General features: G+C 43.0%; 18 protein-coding genes, 1 tRNA gene and 2 pseudogenes. 9 read left to right on the top strand and 12 right to left on the bottom strand.

Features of this window, described 5'->3' with window-relative positions:
* The first annotated feature begins 104 nt into the window (after positions 1–104).
* The 4 genes from GQR42_RS07830 to GQR42_RS07815 all read left to right on the top strand — a co-directional run bounded on the left by GQR42_RS07830 (position 105) and on the right by GQR42_RS07815 (position 3,676).
* On the top strand, positions 105–788 hold the full coding sequence (locus GQR42_RS07830; protein WP_158199528.1) for a Mo-dependent nitrogenase C-terminal domain-containing protein: 684 nt from the start codon (positions 105–107) through the stop codon (positions 786–788).
* Positions 789–1,136: 348 nt separating this feature from the next.
* Positions 1,137–2,825 carry a SulP family inorganic anion transporter gene (locus GQR42_RS07825; protein ID WP_158199527.1) on the top strand — a complete coding sequence of 563 codons (1,689 nt, stop codon included), beginning with the start codon at positions 1,137–1,139 and terminating at the stop codon, positions 2,823–2,825.
* Between the two features lie 310 nt (positions 2,826–3,135).
* Positions 3,136–3,354 carry a DUF433 domain-containing protein gene (locus GQR42_RS07820; protein ID WP_158199526.1) on the top strand — a complete coding sequence of 73 codons (219 nt, stop codon included), beginning with the start codon at positions 3,136–3,138 and terminating at the stop codon, positions 3,352–3,354.
* Between the two features lies 1 nt (position 3,355).
* Entirely contained in the window at positions 3,356–3,676 is a 321-nt protein-coding gene (locus GQR42_RS07815; protein WP_002781446.1) for a DUF5615 family PIN-like protein, read from the top strand.
* 352 nt (positions 3,677–4,028) lie between these two features.
* Here the strand turns inward: GQR42_RS07815 and GQR42_RS07810 are convergent, their stop codons facing one another.
* Complete coding sequence (locus GQR42_RS07810) at positions 4,029–4,337, bottom strand: hypothetical protein (protein WP_002746172.1); 309 nt, start codon at positions 4,335–4,337, stop codon at positions 4,029–4,031.
* Between the two features lie 85 nt (positions 4,338–4,422).
* On the bottom strand, positions 4,423–4,785 hold the full coding sequence (locus GQR42_RS07805) for a hypothetical protein (protein ID WP_158199525.1): 363 nt from the start codon (positions 4,783–4,785) through the stop codon (positions 4,423–4,425).
* A 185-nt stretch (positions 4,786–4,970) separates the two neighbouring features.
* Between GQR42_RS07805 and GQR42_RS07800 the strand changes: the two genes are divergently transcribed.
* Positions 4,971–5,468: a hypothetical protein gene (locus tag GQR42_RS07800; RefSeq protein WP_158199524.1), complete on the top strand. Its 498-nt coding sequence runs from the start codon at positions 4,971–4,973 to the stop codon at positions 5,466–5,468.
* 523 nt (positions 5,469–5,991) lie between these two features.
* A pseudogene (locus GQR42_RS07795) lies at positions 5,992–6,144 on the top strand (ISNCY family transposase); the annotation flags it as partial.
* A gap of 61 nt (positions 6,145–6,205) precedes the next feature.
* Here the strand turns inward: GQR42_RS07795 and cphA are convergent.
* Positions 6,206–8,839, bottom strand: a complete 2,634-nt coding sequence (gene cphA / locus GQR42_RS07790) for a cyanophycin synthetase (protein ID WP_158199523.1) — start codon at positions 8,837–8,839, stop codon at positions 6,206–6,208.
* 95 nt (positions 8,840–8,934) lie between these two features.
* Entirely contained in the window at positions 8,935–9,801 is an 867-nt protein-coding gene (locus tag GQR42_RS07785) for a cyanophycinase (protein WP_158202425.1), read from the bottom strand.
* 369 nt (positions 9,802–10,170) lie between these two features.
* Here GQR42_RS07785 and trmD point away from each other — a divergent pair, with 369 nt between their 5' ends.
* A complete protein-coding gene (trmD, locus tag GQR42_RS07780) occupies positions 10,171–10,866 on the top strand; it encodes a tRNA (guanosine(37)-N1)-methyltransferase TrmD (RefSeq protein WP_158199522.1) in 696 nt (231 codons plus the stop codon).
* Positions 10,867–11,379: 513 nt separating this feature from the next.
* Here the strand turns inward: trmD and GQR42_RS07775 are convergent.
* The 7 genes and pseudogenes from GQR42_RS07775 to GQR42_RS07750 all read right to left on the bottom strand — a co-directional run bounded on the left by GQR42_RS07775 (position 11,380) and on the right by GQR42_RS07750 (position 15,226).
* Positions 11,380–11,721, bottom strand: a pseudogene (locus GQR42_RS07775) (XisI protein).
* A complete protein-coding gene (locus tag GQR42_RS07770; protein WP_158199521.1) occupies positions 11,709–12,128 on the bottom strand; it encodes a XisH family protein in 420 nt (139 codons plus the stop codon). Before GQR42_RS07770 ends, GQR42_RS07775 begins: the two are co-directional and overlap by 13 nt.
* Positions 12,129–12,533: 405 nt before the next feature.
* Positions 12,534–12,677 (bottom strand): BREX-1 system adenine-specific DNA-methyltransferase PglX, encoded by a 144-nt coding sequence (locus GQR42_RS28485; RefSeq protein WP_233271318.1) that lies wholly within the window; start codon positions 12,675–12,677, stop codon positions 12,534–12,536.
* Positions 12,678–13,054: 377 nt separating this feature from the next.
* Positions 13,055–13,426, bottom strand: a complete 372-nt coding sequence (locus GQR42_RS28480) for a BREX-1 system adenine-specific DNA-methyltransferase PglX (RefSeq protein WP_233271317.1) — start codon at positions 13,424–13,426, stop codon at positions 13,055–13,057.
* Positions 13,427–13,998: 572 nt separating this feature from the next.
* Positions 13,999–14,184: a hypothetical protein gene (locus GQR42_RS07760; protein WP_158199520.1), complete on the bottom strand. Its 186-nt coding sequence runs from the start codon at positions 14,182–14,184 to the stop codon at positions 13,999–14,001.
* A gap of 287 nt (positions 14,185–14,471) precedes the next feature.
* Complete coding sequence (locus tag GQR42_RS07755) at positions 14,472–14,915, bottom strand: Eco57I restriction-modification methylase domain-containing protein (protein WP_158199519.1); 444 nt, start codon at positions 14,913–14,915, stop codon at positions 14,472–14,474.
* A 239-nt stretch (positions 14,916–15,154) separates the two neighbouring features.
* Positions 15,155–15,226, bottom strand: a tRNA-Gly gene (locus tag GQR42_RS07750).
* 416 nt (positions 15,227–15,642) lie between these two features.
* Here GQR42_RS07750 and GQR42_RS07745 point away from each other — a divergent pair.
* Positions 15,643–16,830 (top strand): RNA-guided endonuclease InsQ/TnpB family protein, encoded by a 1,188-nt coding sequence (locus GQR42_RS07745; protein WP_158199518.1) that lies wholly within the window; start codon positions 15,643–15,645, stop codon positions 16,828–16,830.
* Between the two features lie 38 nt (positions 16,831–16,868).
* Here GQR42_RS07745 and GQR42_RS07740 read toward each other — a convergent pair whose 3' ends face one another.
* Positions 16,869–17,915, bottom strand: a complete 1,047-nt coding sequence (locus GQR42_RS07740; RefSeq protein ID WP_158199517.1) for a glucokinase — start codon at positions 17,913–17,915, stop codon at positions 16,869–16,871.
* A 289-nt stretch (positions 17,916–18,204) separates the two neighbouring features.
* On the opposite strand from GQR42_RS07740, the gene GQR42_RS07735 reads away from it, so the two are divergent.
* Positions 18,205–18,846 carry a hypothetical protein gene (locus GQR42_RS07735; protein ID WP_158199516.1) on the top strand — a complete coding sequence of 214 codons (642 nt, stop codon included), beginning with the start codon at positions 18,205–18,207 and terminating at the stop codon, positions 18,844–18,846.
* Positions 18,847–18,856: the final 10 nt, after the last annotated feature.

Raw genomic sequence — 18,856 nt, 5'->3', positions numbered from 1 at the left:
AAGGATAGTTGCAATGGTTACATGATGTGAACGGGGTCCACTAGAATCCGGGGGCGATGGGTAGAATTAAGTTGAGAAACTAGAAATCAGTTTTAGCAATACCTATGGTTAGCTCTGTTCAATACCGCTACACTAACGAACAAGTTAGGGACTGGTTACGGGGATTACTGACAATTGCCTGGTGTGATGGGGATTATAGCACCAGCGAACAGGAATCGATCGCCCGTTTCGCTCACGAATTAGAATTAGATGACGACCACGTTCTCTATCAATCGATTAGTCCCGAAGAATTGGCCGCAAGTTTCGGTCATGACCCCAAAATATCAGAAAACTTCCTCCGCACGGCGGTTATGGTAGCGATCGCCGATGGCATTTATTCCCCCGCAGAAGCGCAATTACTCCATACTTATCGGGATGCTTTCGGGTTAGAAATCGAGGCCCTGTCAGCTTTAGAACATACTGTCTGTGAAATTCCCGAAATTACCACGGAAGCAAAGAAATCCGAGTTTATCAGTGCCGAACATCCCCACCCGGATCTGCTTCATCCCCTCAAAGACTGGTTGGATGGGGTAGAAATGCACGATCCGCGTCTGGCCCGGTTTATCTGCAAAATGGTGCCGCCTCAATGTCCTTTTGAACGCGATATCGTGCTGTTTGGTCATAAATTAGTCCATATTCCGCCCCTGTGCAAGTTAAATCCTCTCTACGAGCAATTAGTCGGTTTACGCTTCCGCGCATTATCATACTTGGCTGATGATTGTCAAGAGGATATTTCCGAGTATATTTAGCCAATTTAACCAAAATTGCGACTAAAATGGTATAAATATCCTGCTGACAGAAAATATCTCAGCCTCAAGGCCTTTCCTAGCCAGGGCTGGCTGAATAAATCTAAAAACCTTGTTGGATAAGGCTTTTAGACTTTTTTCCCCTCAAAAAGTGCTGACCATTGGAGTGATCGGGGGTAAAATTCTGGGACTTTTTCCCTGAAAATTAGGTAACTGACTACCTCAAAATCGGTAAAACCCTACACCCCACACCCCACACCCCACACCCTGCCCCCACCAACAAACTTTTTCAGCAGACCCTAGCTAATTCTTCCGTTAAAATTAGGTTAAGTCGCCGTTGACAGAGAAAATATGAGTAAAAACTCCCGACGAGTCGATTTTCCTGATTTACCCGGGCTAAAAAACCTGCGCTCCTATCAATGGCAGTGGCTGGGCCGAGATCTCCTCGCCGGTGTCACCGTGGCGGCCTACGCTATTCCCCAGTGTATGGCCTACGGCGACCTGGCCGGGGTCGAGCCGGTGGTGGGATTGTGGACTCTCGTGCCGGCTGCCCTAGTGTACGCCCTTTTCGGCTCCTCATCGCAACTATCCCTCGGACCAGAATCGACCACGGCAGTGATGACGGCGGCAGCGATCGCACCGATGGTGAGCCTTCAAGGGGAAAATTACGGCAGTTTAGCGGCTTTTTTAGCCCTAATGGTCGGTTTAATCTGTTTGGTCGCTTATGTCGCCCGCTTGGGATTTTTAGCTAATTTACTCTCCAAACCGATCCTGATCGGTTATATGGCGGGAGTGGCGGTGATCATGATTGCGGGACAACTGGGTAAAATTAGTGGTTTGTCAATCCGTGAAAATACGGTTTTTAAAGAAATTTTAGCTTTTTTCTGGGGAATAAACCAATGGCACTGGCCAACCCTTAGCCTCGCTCTATTGCTGCTACTATTTCTATTTGTCATCCAAAAATATTTTCCCAAAGCACCGGGTCCCTTGCTGGCGGTTTTACTGGGAACCCTCGCCGTCGCCACCTTCCATCTCGATGGAGAAGGGGTGGCAGTAGTGGGGAAAATTAGCAAGACTTTGCCCAATTTTGGCTTACCAACCCTAGATTTTTCCCAATTACTACCCCTAGTGACCGCAGCCGTCGGCATTGCTCTGGTGGGCTATTCCGATAACGTCTTGACCGCTAGAGCCTTCGCCGCACGTCATAACCAAGAAATCGATGCCAATCAAGAATTTTTAGCCCTGGGACTGGGGAATCTGGCGGCGGGTTTTTGTCAGGGATTTCCCATCAGCAGCAGCGCCAGTCGCACCGCGGTGGGCGATTCGGTGGGCAGTAAAAGTCAGATTTACTCCCTGGTGGTGGCAGTGGTGGTGGTGGCGGTCATTTTCTCCCTCGGTCCACTACTGGCACTCTTTCCCAAGGCCGCTTTGGGTGCGCTGGTGATTTATGCGGCCTGTAAACTGGTGGATATTACGGGCGCTAAACGACTAAAAAGCTTTCGCAATAGTGAGTTTAATCTCGCTGTCCTGACAATGGTGGGGGTGCTAACCACGGGGATTTTAAGCGGGGTTGCCATCGCCATCGGTCTCTCGGTTATCGATTTATTGGCCCGCATTACTCGGCCTGATGATGCGGTCTTGGGTACAGTCCCGGGGGTGATGGGTTTACACGCGCTCCAGGATTGGCCGGAAGCGCAAACAATACCGGGGTTAGTTATCTATCGTTATGATGCCCCCTTATTTTTTGCTAATGCGGCCGACTTTAAACGTCGCGCCCTCAACGCCATTGCCCGGGAGACAAAACCGGTAGAATGGTTTGTTTTGAATACGGAGGCCCTTGGGGAATTGGATAGTACAGCCGTGGAGGTTCTCGAGGAATTAGCAGCGGAATTATCAAGACAGGGTATAGTTTTCGCCCTCGCTAGGGTTAAACACGATCTGTACTTACAATTGCAACGTTCTCGCTTGTTAGATAAAATTAGCGAGGAGAGAATTTACTATACTTTGCCGGCGGCGATCGAAGCTTTTAAAAATCGTTAGCTGATAGTTAGGGGTCGAGAATGGAATCACCCCCATCCCCTCCCATAGAGAACCTACCCGTCCATAGTTTTTGGACTTTATTGAAATTAGGTGATAGAGTTGTCTAAGTTGGGCTTCCGTCGGTTGCATTTAGTCATTATCGGCTTGATTTTAGATTATTGTTCATTTTTAGCATCATTAACTGAAAGTCACTTCCCTAACCTATTTAGCATCAGTTTAACCCATTTTTCAAGGATCTAGGCTAGAATATGAAGACAAGACGCATTACTCTGGGTTAATCTACTCTGTAGAAGCTAAGAAGGTAATCAAAATGGCTAAATATTCTCCTCTTATCCATGTATCTCCTGAAACTATGAGTGGTGTTCCTGTTTTTTCAGGTACTAGAGTTCCGATACAAACACTTTTTGATTATCTTAAAGCAGGAGAATCAATTGATGATTTTTTAGAGGGTTTTCCAACGGTAACAAGAGAACGAGTTATTAGCTTACTTGAAGAATTTGAAAAAGAGCTTATTGATAGGGTAGCGTGAAATGAGGCTTCTTTTAGATGAATGTATTGACCGAAGATTAATGAGGGAGTTTACAGGTTATAATATCAAAACTGTTCCGCAAATGGGATGGACTGGGATCAAGAATGGTCAACTGTTAGGTTTAGCTTCACAAGAATTTGATATTTTTATTACAGTGGATAAGAATTTGCCGTTTGAGCAAAATTTACCGCAGTTTAATCTAGCTATTATTATTTTACAATCACAATCAAATCGTTTGGCTGATTTAAAGCCTTTGGTTCCTAAAGTTTTAGAAGTTTTGGCAACAGTAACAAAAGGAACAGCAACAGTAGTAAGTTTATAACAACCTATTTAAAATGAATTTAAGCCATTTTTCAAGAGTCTGGGCTAAGATATTAAGGCTACCGACTTGGGAAGATTATTCCAAGAACTATCCCTAGGAAGATAAACACAATAAATCCGATCAACAATGCGGGTATTGGCTCACCCATAATAGCCAACAAGGTAGCTAAAGCTATGCAAAAACATAAGTTTAAGACATTCAAGATCAATAGTAGTTTATTTTTCATTTTTCCCTTAAAGCTAAATCGTCTAATGGGGATAGGGTTTTCTCTTGCATCCCCAGAGACATGAAAAGTGAAGTATTGCGAGAAGTTCTGTTGACCAGATGTCTAGAGTCTTAAATAACAGTCGCACTACTCCCTTCTAAAACAATAAGGCCCGCCATATGTACATTTTCGGCAGTCATAAATTTTTCCATCTTTACCACGCACTATATAATAAGTACATTTGCTCTCTGGTCCTGTTGATGGAGCAATATACACCGGGTCTACAGGTTGCTGTACCAACAAAATAGTTTCGGTATTAGCAAAAGTTTGATTTGTTGAAACGTCTAAACACAATATGTTTTTAGTTTGTACATTATCAGGAGTAGAAGCTTTTGCTTGGTTAACAGGAGACATGACCAATAAAAATGCTGAAGCTGTTACGAGAATACTTTTCATGTGATTTTTACCAAATTGAGCGATAAGTTTGATTTGACTTTGAGGTTAAAAACATTTTGAGATACACCCGATTAATGGACTGGCATTACCGACATCTTCTATTATATTCTTGATATCTCCGTTCAGAGGCGGCATAATTTCCCGATGCCCTAGCTGCATAATGTGGTATATTAACTTGAGCCGCCCAATAATCTCCATTTTTCGTGAGTTGATTGGCCTCTTGAATTAATCCTTGACAAGAAAGCCTATAAATTCTTTGCCAGTCTTCAGCTATCATTCGCTGTATTAGCTGTTCAGCTTCCCCCTCTATAGGGTTTAATTCTCTCAACAATTGCTGAACTTCACTACTTTGTGCGTTAGAATTAGTTACCCCTACTGTAAACTGGAGGATTGAAAAACACCCTGCTAAAGTCAACACACTGATTGATTTTTTTGTTGGATAGAGCATAATTTTATTTCCTGAAAATTTGACACAACTAACAAGCCACACTACCGACAATGTATCAACCAGTTAAAATTATTTCAAGACGGAAAAAAACGGATATTGTCGGAAGTTTTGTTAACTATGTTTGCAAATATCGGAAAATAACGGATAATGACGGTATTATGTCCCCAAATCTTAACATTACTCCCATGGATACCCAAGAAGTCTTCTCACTTATTGATAATCTGGTTTTTGACCACACGGGAAAGCATCTCGATACATTGCAATTAGGGATTTTAAAGAACGTTTTTGATGGTCAGAAATATGCAAAAATAGCAGAAGAATATAATTGTTCTGAAGGTCATGCCAGAGATAAAGCCTATGAACTTTGGCGCATTCTTTCGGAAGTGTTAGGGGAAGAATTAAATAAATCAACTGTTCGATCAGCAATTGAAAGATTTATTACCACGAGTAGTACAAATAACATAGTAAATTCTGTAAAAATTGATCAGGTTACTTTTTGTCATAACCCTTCTAATAATCGAGAAATGGAAAATTATAATATTTATAAAACTGAAAACAATGTTATTAAAGCAAAACTAGAAACTGTTCCCAAACTAATAGGATTAGGATTAACGATCGAACAAATTGCTCAAGCTCTTGATTTAGATATACAATTAATTTTAGATAGTCTCAAACCAGAGTAACTTTGATAACTTTATCAAGATATGGATGTCAAGCTGCTTGGCTCTTCTGGTTTCTGTGTGGAAACGAGGTCTATATGATAGTTTCTTCGACAAAATAGTCCTAAAAGTGTTACCCGATAAGCATTTGACGATTCCATAAGCAAAAATTATCACACAAAGTCGAGAAGAGCCGCTGCTTTGATACACAATTGACAAGGATAGGGAAATGGAGAAATTTCAACTAATACCCCAAAACTAAACCCCCACCCCCAACACCTAGAACTGCTATATAGCGTTTCCTGTTCGCAAGAGGTACATTATCGATCTTGAAAAGTTCAATCAGCAAAGGTTTAAATGTGCCACACAGGTGTGAGAAACGCTATAGTTAAAGAATTCCTTAAATTGTCTTGCTTAGTATCAAAAAAAATGAGCGAATTAAGTCCCGCCACTGCTAGAGAAATTGAACGTTGAAGTTAAAGCTATCGCCTGAGTTTTTCCTATCTGCATTTGGCAGAATTTAGGGCGCGTTAGACGGCGACAATCTAGGAGTCGTCAATCAGCCAAAAAACTTTGGGGTTAGTTTATCTGGTGTTTACCGACAATGTGCTGTTGCTTACACAGACTTTTGGGAGTCCTATAAGACAGTAATTCCCAGTAAACGTCATCGACCAGTCGGGAAAGAAACTGGTCAAACTAATCCTATTGAAAGCTGTTTGGCATTTTATCCATAACTACAATGCACACCTTTTTCCCAACTTCTAACCCTGATTATCGGTCAGGAGTCGATGTTTCTCGATCAAATCGATCGCCTGGGTGACACTTTCCGGGAAAATTACCACTAAACCCCCCTCAGAAACCGTACTTAAAGCCTTCTCTAAAGCCTCCGTTTCATCGAGAATCACTTCCGGCCGCATACTGGCATTTTCTTGGCTAATTCCCCTGAGAATTAAATCGGCTACTTCCCCCCGGCGGCGACCGCGAGTATCGTTATCTTCCTTAACAATAATTCGATCGAACATAAGCGCCGATAATTTCCCTAATAAAATTAAATCATCATCACGTCGATCGCCCGGCCCCCCAACCACGCCGACTTTTTCCCCGGGCCAATTGCCGACAAAACCGCCGACGGCTTCGTATCCGGCGGGATTATGGGCATAATCGATTAAAGCGTGATGGTGTCCCAAGTCAAACAGGTTCATCCTACCGGGAGTCTGGGCCACGGAAGGTTTAAAAGTCCGCACCCCTTGGCGAATTAACTCGATATCGATACCCTGCACAAAAGTGGCTAAACAGGCGGCCAGGGCGTTAGCAATCATAAAAGGAGCCATTCCCTGCATAGTCACGGGAATATTAACCGCTTCCTCGATTCTCAGCGTCCATTCTCCCTCTAGAATCGACAGATAGCCATTCTCATAGATGGCGGCCATGCCACCGCGACGGATATGGTCGTGAATAATCGGGTTATCGGGACTCATGGAAAAATAAGCGACTCTTCCCTTCACTTTTTCGGCCATACTAACGGTCAAGGGATCATCGGCATTTAAAACCGCGTAACCCTCGGCGCTAACCACCTCGGCAATAACGCTTTTTACTTTCGCCATTTGTTCGATGGTGTCGATATCACCGATACCCAAATGGTCGGCGGCCACATTTAACACCACCCCCACATCGCATTGATTAAAGGCTAAACCCGATCGCAGGATACCACCCCGGGCCGTTTCTAACACGGCAATCTCCACTGTGGGATCCTTCAAAATCATACCGGCGCTGTAGGGACCAGTGTTATCGCCCTTTTCTACCAGATAATCATCGATATATACGCCGTCCGTCGTGGTAAATCCGACTACTTTCCCCGTTTGTCGGCAAATATGAGAAATTAAGCGGCTAGTGGTGGTTTTGCCGTTAGTTCCCGTAATTGCCAGAATTGGCACGCGACTGGGAGTCCCGGGGGGGAATAACATATCGATAACTGGGGCGGCGATATTGCGGGGTAAACCGCGACTAGGGGCGACGTGCATCCGAAAACCGGGGGCGGCGTTGACTTCTACGATTACCCCGTCCACTTCTTTCAGGGGTTTGCGGATATCCTCTGTCACCACATCGATCCCGGCAATGTCCAAACCGATTAATTTTGCCACTCTTTGGGCGATCCAGACGTTTTCGGGGTGAATTTCGTCCGTACGATCCACAGCGATGCCGCCGGTGCTTAAATTAGCGGTGGCCCGCAGATAGGCGATCGCTCCTTGGGGTAAAATGCTGGTTAATTCATAGCCCTGTTTTCCTAGCACATTAAGGGCGGTTTTGTCAATGGTTATTTTAGTTAAAACGTTGGCGTGACCGTCACCCCGGTTGGGATCTTGATTAGTAATTTCGATTAATTCTTCTACAGTTGAGCGCCCATCACCGACGACGTGAGCGGGAATCCGTTCGGCCACGGCGGCAACTTTGCCATTTATGACTAAAATTCGGTGATCACTGCCTTTATAGTACCTTTCTACGATCACGCTGCGGGTTTTCGAGGCGGCACTGGCTAGATCATAGGCTTCTTCTGCTTCCTGTTGATTTTTAACATCGATGCTGATGCCGCGGCCGTGGTTGCCATCGAGGGGTTTAATCACGATGGGAAATCCTCCCACTTCCTCGATTGCCGCTGGCAATTCATCCAAGTATTGAATCACCGTACCCCGGGGGACTGGAATCCCACCATCCTTGAGGATAGTTTTTGTGCCTTCCTTGTCACAGGCCAACTCAACGGCTAAAATCCCCGAAAAACTGCTTAAAGTGGCTTGAATGCGCTTTTGGTGAACTCCATAGCCCAATTGCACCATGGAACGAGCGCTCAGGAGTAACCAGGGGATATTTCTAGCTTGTGCTTCTTTGACGATGGTTTCGGTACTCGGACCAAGGGCGGCATTATTGCATAAATCGCGTAAATCGGCTAAATCCTGGGCCAATTCTTCCTTAGAATAGGTTCCCGTATCCACAAGGGATTGACACAAACGCACGGCAGCCCGACCCGCATAACGTCCCGCTTGCTCGTCAACGTACTCAAATACCACGTTATAGACTCCGGGGGTGGAGGTGGCTCTAGTGCGACCAAACCCGACGGGAGTTCCTGCCAATTCCTGCAATTCTAGGGCGATGTGTTCGATAATATGGCCCATATAAGTGCCAGTGCGGACTCGTTCAAAGAAACCGCCGCGATAACCGGGGGAGCAGTAATGTTCGACTAAACTGGGGAGAACGTCGATTAATCCCTCGTAAAAGCCTGGGATTTCATTCGATGGCTTCTCGGCGAGATCTTCGAGATCTAGACGCATAACAATGAGCTTGTCGCGACGAATACTCCAGTAGTTGGGACCGCGCAGGGTTTGGGTTCTGAGAATTTTCATGATATAGCTGATGTTCGCTGTTGAGAAGCACAAAGAAGCCGTTGTTTATTGTCTGGGTTTCCGAGATCGGTAAACTGTTCACTATGAACAGTTTTTCAGGAGTTTTTTTCCCCCAATTTAGGGATCACTTGCTGTTTTTTGAGATGATAGCCATCACCGTAGGAAAGAATATGCACCCGCAGATTATGCAGACTCAGGGGTTCGTTCGCGGTGACGTGATGGTGGTTGGTGTGGGACATTTCCCTGGCATCAATTACCGTCACTGTACCGCAGCCGATTACTGTCATCGTGCCATCCCGTTCAAACATAGCGCAGGTATCCTCATCGATGCCAATTCCTAAACGTTCGGGATAACCAGAGATAGCGCTCATTAACCGGGCCATGCGGTTGCGATTGTGGAAGTGTTGATCGACAATGACTTCAGGAATGAGACCTAATCCCATGGCCATATCCACTAGAGCGCGATTGGGTGCTTCCCCGCTGCTGCCCCCAGCAATCATGTGATGACCCATAACGGCGGCCCCGGCGCTAGTTCCGGCTAGGGTCAGTTCTCCCCGTTGCACTCTTTGTCTGATTCTTTCCATCAGGGGAGTATCGGAGAGCAAACCGCATAAACGCAGCTGGTCGCCTCCGGTCATAAATACACCTGTACACTCTTCGATGTAGGCCTGGAATTGGGGGTCTTCTCCCTGCACACGATCGCGAATATCGATAACTTTGACGTATTTTGCCCCCATTTCCTCGAAAATCTTCTGATAGCGATCGCCGATTAAAACCGGTTCTCTGGAAGCGGAGGGAACAATAGCGATCACTGCTTCGCTACCCCCGGCGCGATTCCAAAAGGTGTGCAGTATCTCTTTACCGTGGACTTTATCCTCGGCACCACCAATGACTAAAATCGCCGTTTTGAGAGATATGGGGGTAGGATTTTGGGAATGTTGGGTTTCTAGCTCGATGATCATGTCACTGAACGAATAGACATTTTTAGGGATGGAAGGTTTTTCGGGAAGATGGACAAATATCTTAATGTTATTTTCCCTGAACGGTTGACGGAAAAAAATGCGGTTTAGGAATATTTTTCGGGACATCAAGCAATAGTAGAGGCGATTTTAGCAATTTTCTTCGATTGGCAATGACGGACTGTTAGTTAACTTTAAGTCTAGGCTAGACTTCGATCACTCAAGCTAGCTCCAGAAAAACCCCTAGACAGTACAGCATAGTCTATCATGTTATCGAGATAGACTAGCGCAAAATTAGCAAGATTTTAACCGATCGAGCCGTGACAAAATGATACATTAAACACTATCCCAGTCTAGGCCTTAATTTTTCCCGTGCAGTTTGACATTATTACTCTCTTTCCCGATTTTTTTACTTCACCGCTGCAGTCGGGGTTGTTGGCAAAAGCTCTCGAACGCGACATCGCTAGGGTAAATTTGGTCAATCTCCGGGATTTTGCCCACGATAAACACCGTCGCGTCGATGATGAACCCTACGGTGGTGGTGTGGGAATGTTATTAAAACCAGAGCCAATTTTTGAGGCGATCGAGTCTTTAGCAATTTTACCACCCCGGGAGATCCTGCTGATGACTCCCCAGGGGGAACCTCTCAATCAAGCTTTACTGAAAACTTGGGCCGGTAGTTATCAGCAGTTAATTCTCATCTGTGGGCATTATGAAGGGGTAGATGAGCGGGTTTGTGAGCATTTGGTGACTAGAGAGGTATCTTTAGGGGATTTTGTCCTAACTTGTGGAGAAATCCCTGCTTTAGCGATTATTAACGGGGTGACGCGCTTGTTACCCGGGACGGTAGGTAAGGCAGAATCGTTGAAATTGGAGAGTTTTGAGGCAGGTTTATTGGATTATCCCCAATATACCCGGCCCCCGGTCTTTCGCGGTTGGCAAGTGCCGCCGGTTTTGCGATCGGGTAATCATCAGGATATCGCTGATTGGCGCTATCAACAACAACTCGATCGCACTAAGGAACGTCGTCCAGATCTCTGGCAAAAATGGCTAGAGGAACCGGATTAATTGCCCAAAATGCTCGCATGGGGAGAGGAGAGAAGGGTGAAGGGAGCAGGGGAGATTTTCTAAAAACCCTTGACAAATGGCGAGACTTGCTTTATTGTTTATGTACAATGGGAATCCGTGCGCCCATATATATAGGGTTTTTAAGGGAAGATAAGAGAGAAAAAAATCGACTCCAAAATCGGGTTGGGTAGGAATAGGAGCAAGAGACTGGATTTTTCTCTCCCCGACAAGGATTAAACAAAGCATTTCTGAGAGTCAAACCGAATCTTAGTCAGGTGAAGAAGTTTCCAACTCACCTGAGACAACTCTTGGGAAGTGGGGAGTGGGTACTTAAAAATCAAAATCACCGGTAAAGGAACGACGTAAAAATTAGGTAATTTACCAGATGAAAATGGGTAAAACCCTACACCCTACACCCACGAAAAACTTTTTGCCGCAAACCCTAGTTAAAGCTTGTTTAATCGGCTAATTCAAGGGGTTAACCTTCAAAATAGGCTAGATGTGACAGTGGGATTAAGAAACAGCAAAACTGGTAATTTTACGGCGTTCAATAGTTTTAAAAGCGAGGACAATTTGCTGAGGAGAAATACCAAGATTGACTAATTCGTTAGCAATACCTTCTTCTGTTACATCTTGTTGAATCCAGATTTTATTATCAATAATATTCCGATGAATTAGAGTGCCGTAGATTCTTTGGTTACGATGCCAGCCGGTTTCAATTAAAAGGTAGTGATCTCTGGTTTCATTAATCACTAATTCAATTTCACTTTCAGGATGCGAACCTAAAAAATTGCGATAATCTTATAAAACTTTAATAATGGCTTGTTTCAGCTGAATTTTAGTTAAGTAATCCATACCATAACCTCCGCTTGATTGACATTAAAAGTAAAAAGACGAATAATTTTATCTTCGATTAAAACTTGTCCTGCTTCTTCTTCAAAAATAGATTGTCGCACGTCTTCAGGAACGGCTAAATATAGCTTTCGTTCGGGTTCGTAGCGAGTTAATAAATGTTCATATAAAACCAACTGTCCAATGGCTTCTTCTAAATCTTTCATTTCTGAAGAACTGTGAAAACTTTTAATTTCAATAGCAATTTTTTCTAAACCTTTTTCGGCGGCAATTAGACGTTCTGCGCCTAAATCAACAGATAGGTTTTTTCTTCTCGCCAGCCTGATACGATAAGGATCATGAGTAATTGTCCACCCATCTTTTTGAAGGGCTTTTTTGACAATATCATGGTAATAATCACGGGCAGGCATAACTATTCTGGGCAGCCAAATATACTTAAATCAGGAATGACAAATATTTTCTCAATCCCTAATATATCTTATTTTCGGGAATAAGGTAAGTGAATGGTGAGCAGCGGCAGTTATTAAAAGAGGGCGAATGCAATTCGCCCCTACGATAATATTATCGCGCCAATGGTAGGGGCGCATCGCGTGCGCCCAAATCTAATATCACGTGCGCCCAAATGTAATATAAGTAGGTGGGTGGAATTAAATATAAGATGAACGTAGGTTGGGCTTCGGCCGTGAGCTTTTGCCGAACGGTTGAAGCATGAAACCCAACGCCCAATTATGTTACGAAGTGCGCTAACCCATCCTACAAATAATTGTGCCTCCCTACTTATATTTTTCTACAAAATTGAGATACACCCGTTTACTTTAACTTAATCCTGTTATATTTTTAAGGGCTTTACCTAATTTAGTATAGTTAACTTTTACCCCATCATCAAGGTCTATTTCTTTCTGAGCGATAGCTAAAGGATAGAGGGTTTCTTGTTCGTAGTTTTCTAATTCTCCGATCATTTTCTTGATTTGTTCGCTTTCTCGTAAGGCTTTGGTTTTTTCGGTTTTATTCCCACTTGTACTAATTTATATTTGTTTGAAGGTGTCTAGTTTTACTTCTAGTTTAAGCCGAAATTCCCGCAGATAGCTATTAAGGACGATACTGACGGTATCAGAGCGATAACGATGGAGATAAATTAGGGGGTTAAATGTTCCTTTCGGGCTACTAAATAACCAATATATGGGTCGTTTTTTATAGCGTTTAACGTGGTCATCATAAAAGTCTTTGATAAAGTATTTTTCTAGGGATTTTCCGAGCTTTTCTTCGATAAAGTTGAGGTTTTGCTGATAGTTTAACTCCCCAAATGTAACCCGCAGTAATTGCTGGAATTGTTCGGTTATATCATCACATCACTAAACCAGTCTTCCTCAAGGATAGGAATAACATTGGTTTCTGTTGGGGTAAAGGTGGGTTTTGGGATTTGTTTAAGGTAGTCTTGTAAGGTTTCCCCTTGGTTGGCTAAAATTAAGCCTTCTTTATCAAGAGAATAACGCCCAAACATACAACCCACCGAGTAGGAGATAAATTCTTTGATAGTATCTGCTAAGAGTAAGTTTTCTAGTTCTTCTTCGGGTTTATCGCTGTTATAACGATAATGAGGGTTACAGGTTAAGGTGATTTCTTTTAAGGGAACTTCGGGGGTTAATGCGTCTTGTAGTCCATAAGCTTCGATAAATATACTGTTATTTTCTTCCTCTATTTTTTGCATTTATAAGGTCATTTCTTGCCATTTCTGGCGGAGGTTTTGATAGGTTTATTTCAGGGAAGTGGTAAGTGGGGAGCTTGTTCGGCGTTTTCACTATCTACTGTTAAAAGCGTAAGGTCGGTAAAATCCCATGAGGTTTTCTATGAGTTACAGTCTTGGCGACTTAAGCTCATGATATTTTCGGCATTGTTTATAATTTCATTACTTGTATTGTTGATAATGGGAATCTGTCTAATTTAACCAGCTTGAAAATTTAAATTTGGACTCATTGCTGACATAAAAAGATTTATTATCTTACTTGATAATAAGGCTGAAAATAAGACTAATTTATCATATTTTTGACAAAAAATTGTCGGAAAAGCTGAATTAAAAACAAATCCCTGTGGACTATATCTAATAGAAAATAACGAGGAACTTATTCTTGTATAACTAGCACCTTCTCTAAAATAAAATTGTCTAGAGGGTAAATGATTTCCTGAATTTTCTAATTGAGAATAATACTTTTGATTGAATTTTGATATGTCATCAAAATTTCCATGTCATTTTCTATATTCTCCTCCCTTTGTATGAGGAACCTATAACTTGTTTAACTCGATAAAATTATTTATATTTTTCTTATTAAAACCAATATTATTTATATTAACTTCTCTCCGATATTTTATAAATAAGTCATTATTACCTGTATCTAATCCCACTCTAATTTCAGCTATATTTACTAACTTTTCTGAAGTGGCAAAAATTTCTAATACTCTATCACTCACCCAATAAGCGATCGCACTTACTGGAATCTTCTTAAAATCACTTGCAGAAGCGCGATAAAACTAACCACAATTAGGATTTTTATTGCTTCTAATGCCTTGGGTGCTTGATTATCTGCTCTAAAATCAGACAATTTAATATATCCACCTCTAAAATTAGGTAAATTTTGATTAGAAAGGGTAAAGGTAAGTGGGTGGGTGGAATTAAATATAAGATGAACGTAGGTTGGGCTTCGGCCGTGAGCTTTTGCCGAACGGTTGAAGCATGAAAACCAAATAATTGTGCCTACCTACTTAGCAACTGGAATACAAGCAGGAGCAAAAGCATTATATTCTAATTGAACTAAGCTAGTTATTATCGTTTTCTCTAAAATAAACTTTCTTAAGTTTTCATAAGAAGAAATAAACATCCAAACATAGGGAGCAACAAAACCTATTTCACCTTTGTGTAAAGTCATTTCTACAATCCGCACCATAAACGCCGAAAATAAATCAGATTTGACATCACTATAATTATCCTGTAAAAAAGCCTTTAACCGATTATTTATCCCCTTGTTACCCATATAAGGGGGATTCGCCACAACAAGGTGATACTTAGGACTTAAAAAATCAGCCATATTTAACACATCTAACACCTTCTCATGAGTCTTATGTTCAAACCAAGAAGGATTAGGATTCTTCGCCCATAAATCAACCAAATAATCTTGTAAATTAGATATTTGTTCTCTAGACATTTTTGGACGTAATAAAGCCCCAAAATTATCCGCCTCCTAAACAAATGTAAATCATGTAATGTAACAAATCATCACGACTGACCCCCAACTTCCCACTTCCCACTATCCACTTCCCAATTCATAATTCATAATTCCCACACCTCCCACTTCCCACTTCATAATTCATAATTCATAATTCATAATTCCCACACTTCCCACTTCCCGCAGCCTAATTAGTTATCGTAACAATTGTCCTCAGAAGCGGGTAACGCGACTCGAACGCGCGACATTCACCTTGGGAAGGTGACGTTCTACCACTGAACTATACCCGCAAAACCACTCCTAATCATAGCATTGACCCCCCAGCCAGAGCAACTGCCCTAGGCTGTTTTCCATCACCGCACCAGTGCAGTTTGTCGGCAAAACTGGCCCGGTCGCAATTTAAGATTTTTTCCTGACAAGACAGTAGGGCTTTTTCTAGTTGTTGCTCGGCATTTTTTCGGCTTTATAGCGGCTTTTGTCGATAAACCCCAAAAATAACATCTAAGCCCCCCCAAGCACAGCCAAGGGCAGGAAAACCGTGATGGAGAACATTTTTTTGATCGCTTACCTCGATCGCTGCTGCCGTTGGTAAAATCCAGTCAACCCTCGCTCATCGAAAATTTTGGATCTGAAACCCCGTCGTTCTACGACGGCTTTACCGTTAAATATGAGCATCGTTTACGAAATATATGCTAAAATGTGAGGCATGGAAAAAGCCTATTCGTTTCGATTTTACCCCACACCCGAACAAGAGTCGCTATTGCGGCGCACTTTGGGCTGTGTAAGATTGGTTTACAATAAAGCTCTCCATCTCAGAACACAAGCATGGTACGAAAAGCAAGAAAGAGTAGGATATACTGAAACTTCTTCAATGCTAACCGATTGGAAAAAGCAAGAAGAATTAGACTTTTTAAACGAAGTTAGTTGTGTACCTTTACAACAAGGGTTAAGACATTTACAAACAGCTTTCACTAATTTCTTTGCTGGTCGTACTAAGTATCCTAACTTTAAGAAAAAACATCAGGGAGTAAGTGCCGAATTTACCAAGTCAGCCTTTAAATTTAAAGACAAACAAATCTATTTAGCCAAATGCACAGAACCTTTACCTATTCGATGGTCAAGACAAATACCAGACGGATGTGAACCAAGCACAGTAACAGTCAGATTACATCCTTCTGGGCGTTGGCATATCTCAATTAGATTTGATGACCCAACAATTAAACCCTTACCCCCAACCGATAAAGCCATCGGAATTGACTTAGGAATTAGTAGCCTTGTGATTACCAGCGATGGTGACAAAGTATCTAATCCCAAGCATTTTAAAAAGCATTATCAGAGACTGCGAAAAGCACAAAAAAGCCTTTCTAGAAAACAGAAAGGGTCAAAGAATCGAGAAAAAGCGAGAATCAAAGTAGCCAGGATTCACGCTCAAATCACCGATAGTAGAAAAGACCATTTACACAAGCTAACCACTCAATTAGTCCGTGAAAACCAAACGATTGTGGTTGAGAATTTAGCTATCAAGAATCTGGTCAAAAACCCGAAATTATCTCAGGCAATATCTGACGTTAGTTGGGGAGAAATTACCCGACAATTAGCTTATAAATGCCGTTGGTATGGGAGAAATTACCTCGAAATAGATAGATGGTTTCCTAGTTCTAAGCGGTGTAGTAATTGTGGGTATATTGCTGAGAAAATGCCGTTAAATATTCGAGAATGGGATTGTCCAGACTGTGGGACGCACCATGACCGAGATATTAACGCCAGTAAAAATATTTTGGCCGCAGGGCTTGCGGTGTCAGTCTGTAGAGCGACCATAAGACCAGAACAGAGTAAATCTGTTAAGGCAGGTGCGAAAAATCCTTCGGGAAAGAAGCAGAAACCCAAATCGTGAGGTTTGGGAATCGCCGTCCGTTTACGGCGGTGAGGATGTCAAAGCTGACTAGCGCAGGAAACTGCCCCCATTAGTCCCACTTGGGTATTAAGAACGATATGCACGGGAATATTGCTTAATAGCTCCCTCATCCGACCTTTAGCCCGAAAAGCCTTCATAAAGCTACCCTCGGTCATTAGGGGAAGATTTTTGGCCGCAATCCCTCCCGCTATGTATAATCCTCCGTAGGGAAGCAACTTGAGGGCTAAATTGCCCGCTTCCGCACCGTAGGCCTCGACAAAGATTTTCATGGTTTGATAACAAAGATAATCCGAGTCATCTTGGGCAAAAGTGGCGATTTTAGCCGCTAAATCGACGGTTTTTTGCGTTTTATCCATTTCTTCTAACCAAGTGCGGTAAATTTCCGCCATGGCTGGCGATGACTGACTATAGTTACTATCGTGGAGAAATCGATAGATAGAAGTGATTCCAGGGCCGGAAACCACTCGCTCCACCGAAAGGCGCTCGATATTATAGAGTTCCAAGAGATAATTTAATAATTGATATTCTAAACTCGATCGAGGAGCAAAATCGGCGTGGGAACCTTCACTAGCAAACACCCGATATTTACCCTTCGAGACAGGAATCAAAAAACCCTCTCCTAACCCAGTTCCTGCACCAATAACCGCAATCGGGGCCTCTGGTACTGCCGGGGCCGACTGTAGATTGTGCAGCTCCTCTGGGGCTAATTCTAACACCCCATAACCGATCGCCGCAAAATCATTAATTAATTTTACTCGCTCAATCTGCAGCTCCTGGCTTAGGCGATCGCCAGTGAGGAACCAACTTAAATTAGTCAATTCGGAACTATTGTTAACCACAGGACCGGCAATACCGAAACAAGCTTTTTCCACTGGGAGAACAGTGACTTGTCGGGCTAAAAACTGCTGGACAATCGGCACCAGATCGGGGTATTGTTTACTAGGATAAATTTCTTGATCGAGAGTAATTAGCAGGGGTTGGGGACTATCCGCTGAGTTTTGGCAATCCACTAAACGCAGGATTGTTTTGGTTCCCCCGATATCTCCCCCTAAAAGAATCGTCATGCTGGTTTTTCCCTGAGTTTGTCCCCATAATTATAGTTTTTTTCCCCTTTCTCCCTGGCAAATTTAAAGGCCGCCAATTCTATAATATAGTGAAAGATGGTAATGCCTAAGCCCTAATTAAGGATTGATTAATCGTCGCTCCGGGGTTGGAATGGGGATTTGCCAGAGGACAGAAACAGGACTTAAAGACATTTTAGGTCTAACTGTAGCCTCAAGGCGATCGATAGGGCGGCAGAAGCTATCACTGTCCTCATAACTTTTAAGATAGACCAGAGAGGGAGAAATTAGCTTGGGTGTAGAACTTCGCAGTTACGTTTATCTTGACAATTTACAGCTTCAACACGCCGCTTACATCGGTACAGTCGCCCAAGGATTTTTACCCTTACCCGGGGATGCTTCCCTCTGGATTGAAATTTCCCCCGGCATCGAGATTAATCGCATCACCGATATTGCCCTCAAATCCGCCGTGGTTCGTCCGGGGGTTCTATTCGTAGAACGACTCTACGGACTCTTAGAACTCCATTCTAGCAGTCAGGGAGAGGTCAGGGCGGCCGGTCAGGCAATTTTGCAGTATTTAGGCGTTACTCAGCGCGATTGTCTGAAACCGCAAATTGTCTCTAGCCAAATTATTCGCAACATTGACGCTTACCAAGCCCAATTAATTAACCGTAGTTCTCGGGGTATGATGTTAATGGCAGGACAGACTTTATACGTTTTAGAAGTACAACCGGCCGCCTACGCTTCCCTAGCCGCTAATCAAGCCGAAAAAGCCGCTTTAATTAATATCCTACACGTTACTTCCGTGGGCAGTTTTGGCCGCTTATATTTAGGGGGAGAAGAACGAGATATTATCGCCGGTTCCCGAGCGGCAGTTTCAGCTTTAGAAAATATTCAAGGTCGAGCTTTTCCCAGTAGCGACAAAAAAGAATAAGCTAATGAAG

It is taken from the genome of Microcystis aeruginosa FD4 (genome assembly GCF_009792235.1).
Taxonomy (GTDB): Bacteria; Cyanobacteriota; Cyanobacteriia; order Cyanobacteriales; family Microcystaceae; genus Microcystis; species Microcystis viridis.
This window is presented reverse-complemented; position numbering and strand designations above follow the sequence as displayed.

Excerpts from the sequence above, each read along its gene's own strand:
- GQR42_RS07800 (WP_158199524.1), top strand. The coding sequence starts at position 4,971 with ATGGATACCCAAGAAGTCTTCTCACTTATTGATAATCTGGTTTTTGAC.
- cphA (WP_158199523.1), bottom strand. The coding sequence starts at position 8,839 with ATGAAAATTCTCAGAACCCAAACCCTGCGCGGTCCCAACTACTGGAGT.
- GQR42_RS07740 (WP_158199517.1), bottom strand. The coding sequence starts at position 17,915 with ATGACGATTCTTTTAGGGGGAGATATCGGGGGAACCAAAACAATCCTG.
- GQR42_RS07745 (WP_158199518.1), top strand. The coding sequence starts at position 15,643 with ATGGAAAAAGCCTATTCGTTTCGATTTTACCCCACACCCGAACAAGAG.
- GQR42_RS07805 (WP_158199525.1), bottom strand. The coding sequence starts at position 4,785 with ATGCTCTATCCAACAAAAAAATCAATCAGTGTGTTGACTTTAGCAGGG.
- GQR42_RS07810 (WP_002746172.1), bottom strand. The coding sequence starts at position 4,337 with ATGAAAAGTATTCTCGTAACAGCTTCAGCATTTTTATTGGTCATGTCT.
- GQR42_RS07755 (WP_158199519.1), bottom strand. The coding sequence starts at position 14,915 with ATGTCTAGAGAACAAATATCTAATTTACAAGATTATTTGGTTGATTTA.
- GQR42_RS07825 (WP_158199527.1), top strand. The coding sequence starts at position 1,137 with ATGAGTAAAAACTCCCGACGAGTCGATTTTCCTGATTTACCCGGGCTA.
- GQR42_RS07820 (WP_158199526.1), top strand. The coding sequence starts at position 3,136 with ATGGCTAAATATTCTCCTCTTATCCATGTATCTCCTGAAACTATGAGT.
- GQR42_RS07830 (WP_158199528.1), top strand. The coding sequence starts at position 105 with ATGGTTAGCTCTGTTCAATACCGCTACACTAACGAACAAGTTAGGGAC.
- GQR42_RS07785 (WP_158202425.1), bottom strand. The coding sequence starts at position 9,801 with ATGATCATCGAGCTAGAAACCCAACATTCCCAAAATCCTACCCCCATA.
- GQR42_RS28480 (WP_233271317.1), bottom strand. The coding sequence starts at position 13,426 with ATGCAAAAAATAGAGGAAGAAAATAACAGTATATTTATCGAAGCTTAT.
- GQR42_RS28485 (WP_233271318.1), bottom strand. The coding sequence starts at position 12,677 with ATGATCGGAGAATTAGAAAACTACGAACAAGAAACCCTCTATCCTTTA.
- GQR42_RS07770 (WP_158199521.1), bottom strand. The coding sequence starts at position 12,128 with ATGCCTGCCCGTGATTATTACCATGATATTGTCAAAAAAGCCCTTCAA.
- GQR42_RS07815 (WP_002781446.1), top strand. The coding sequence starts at position 3,356 with ATGAGGCTTCTTTTAGATGAATGTATTGACCGAAGATTAATGAGGGAG.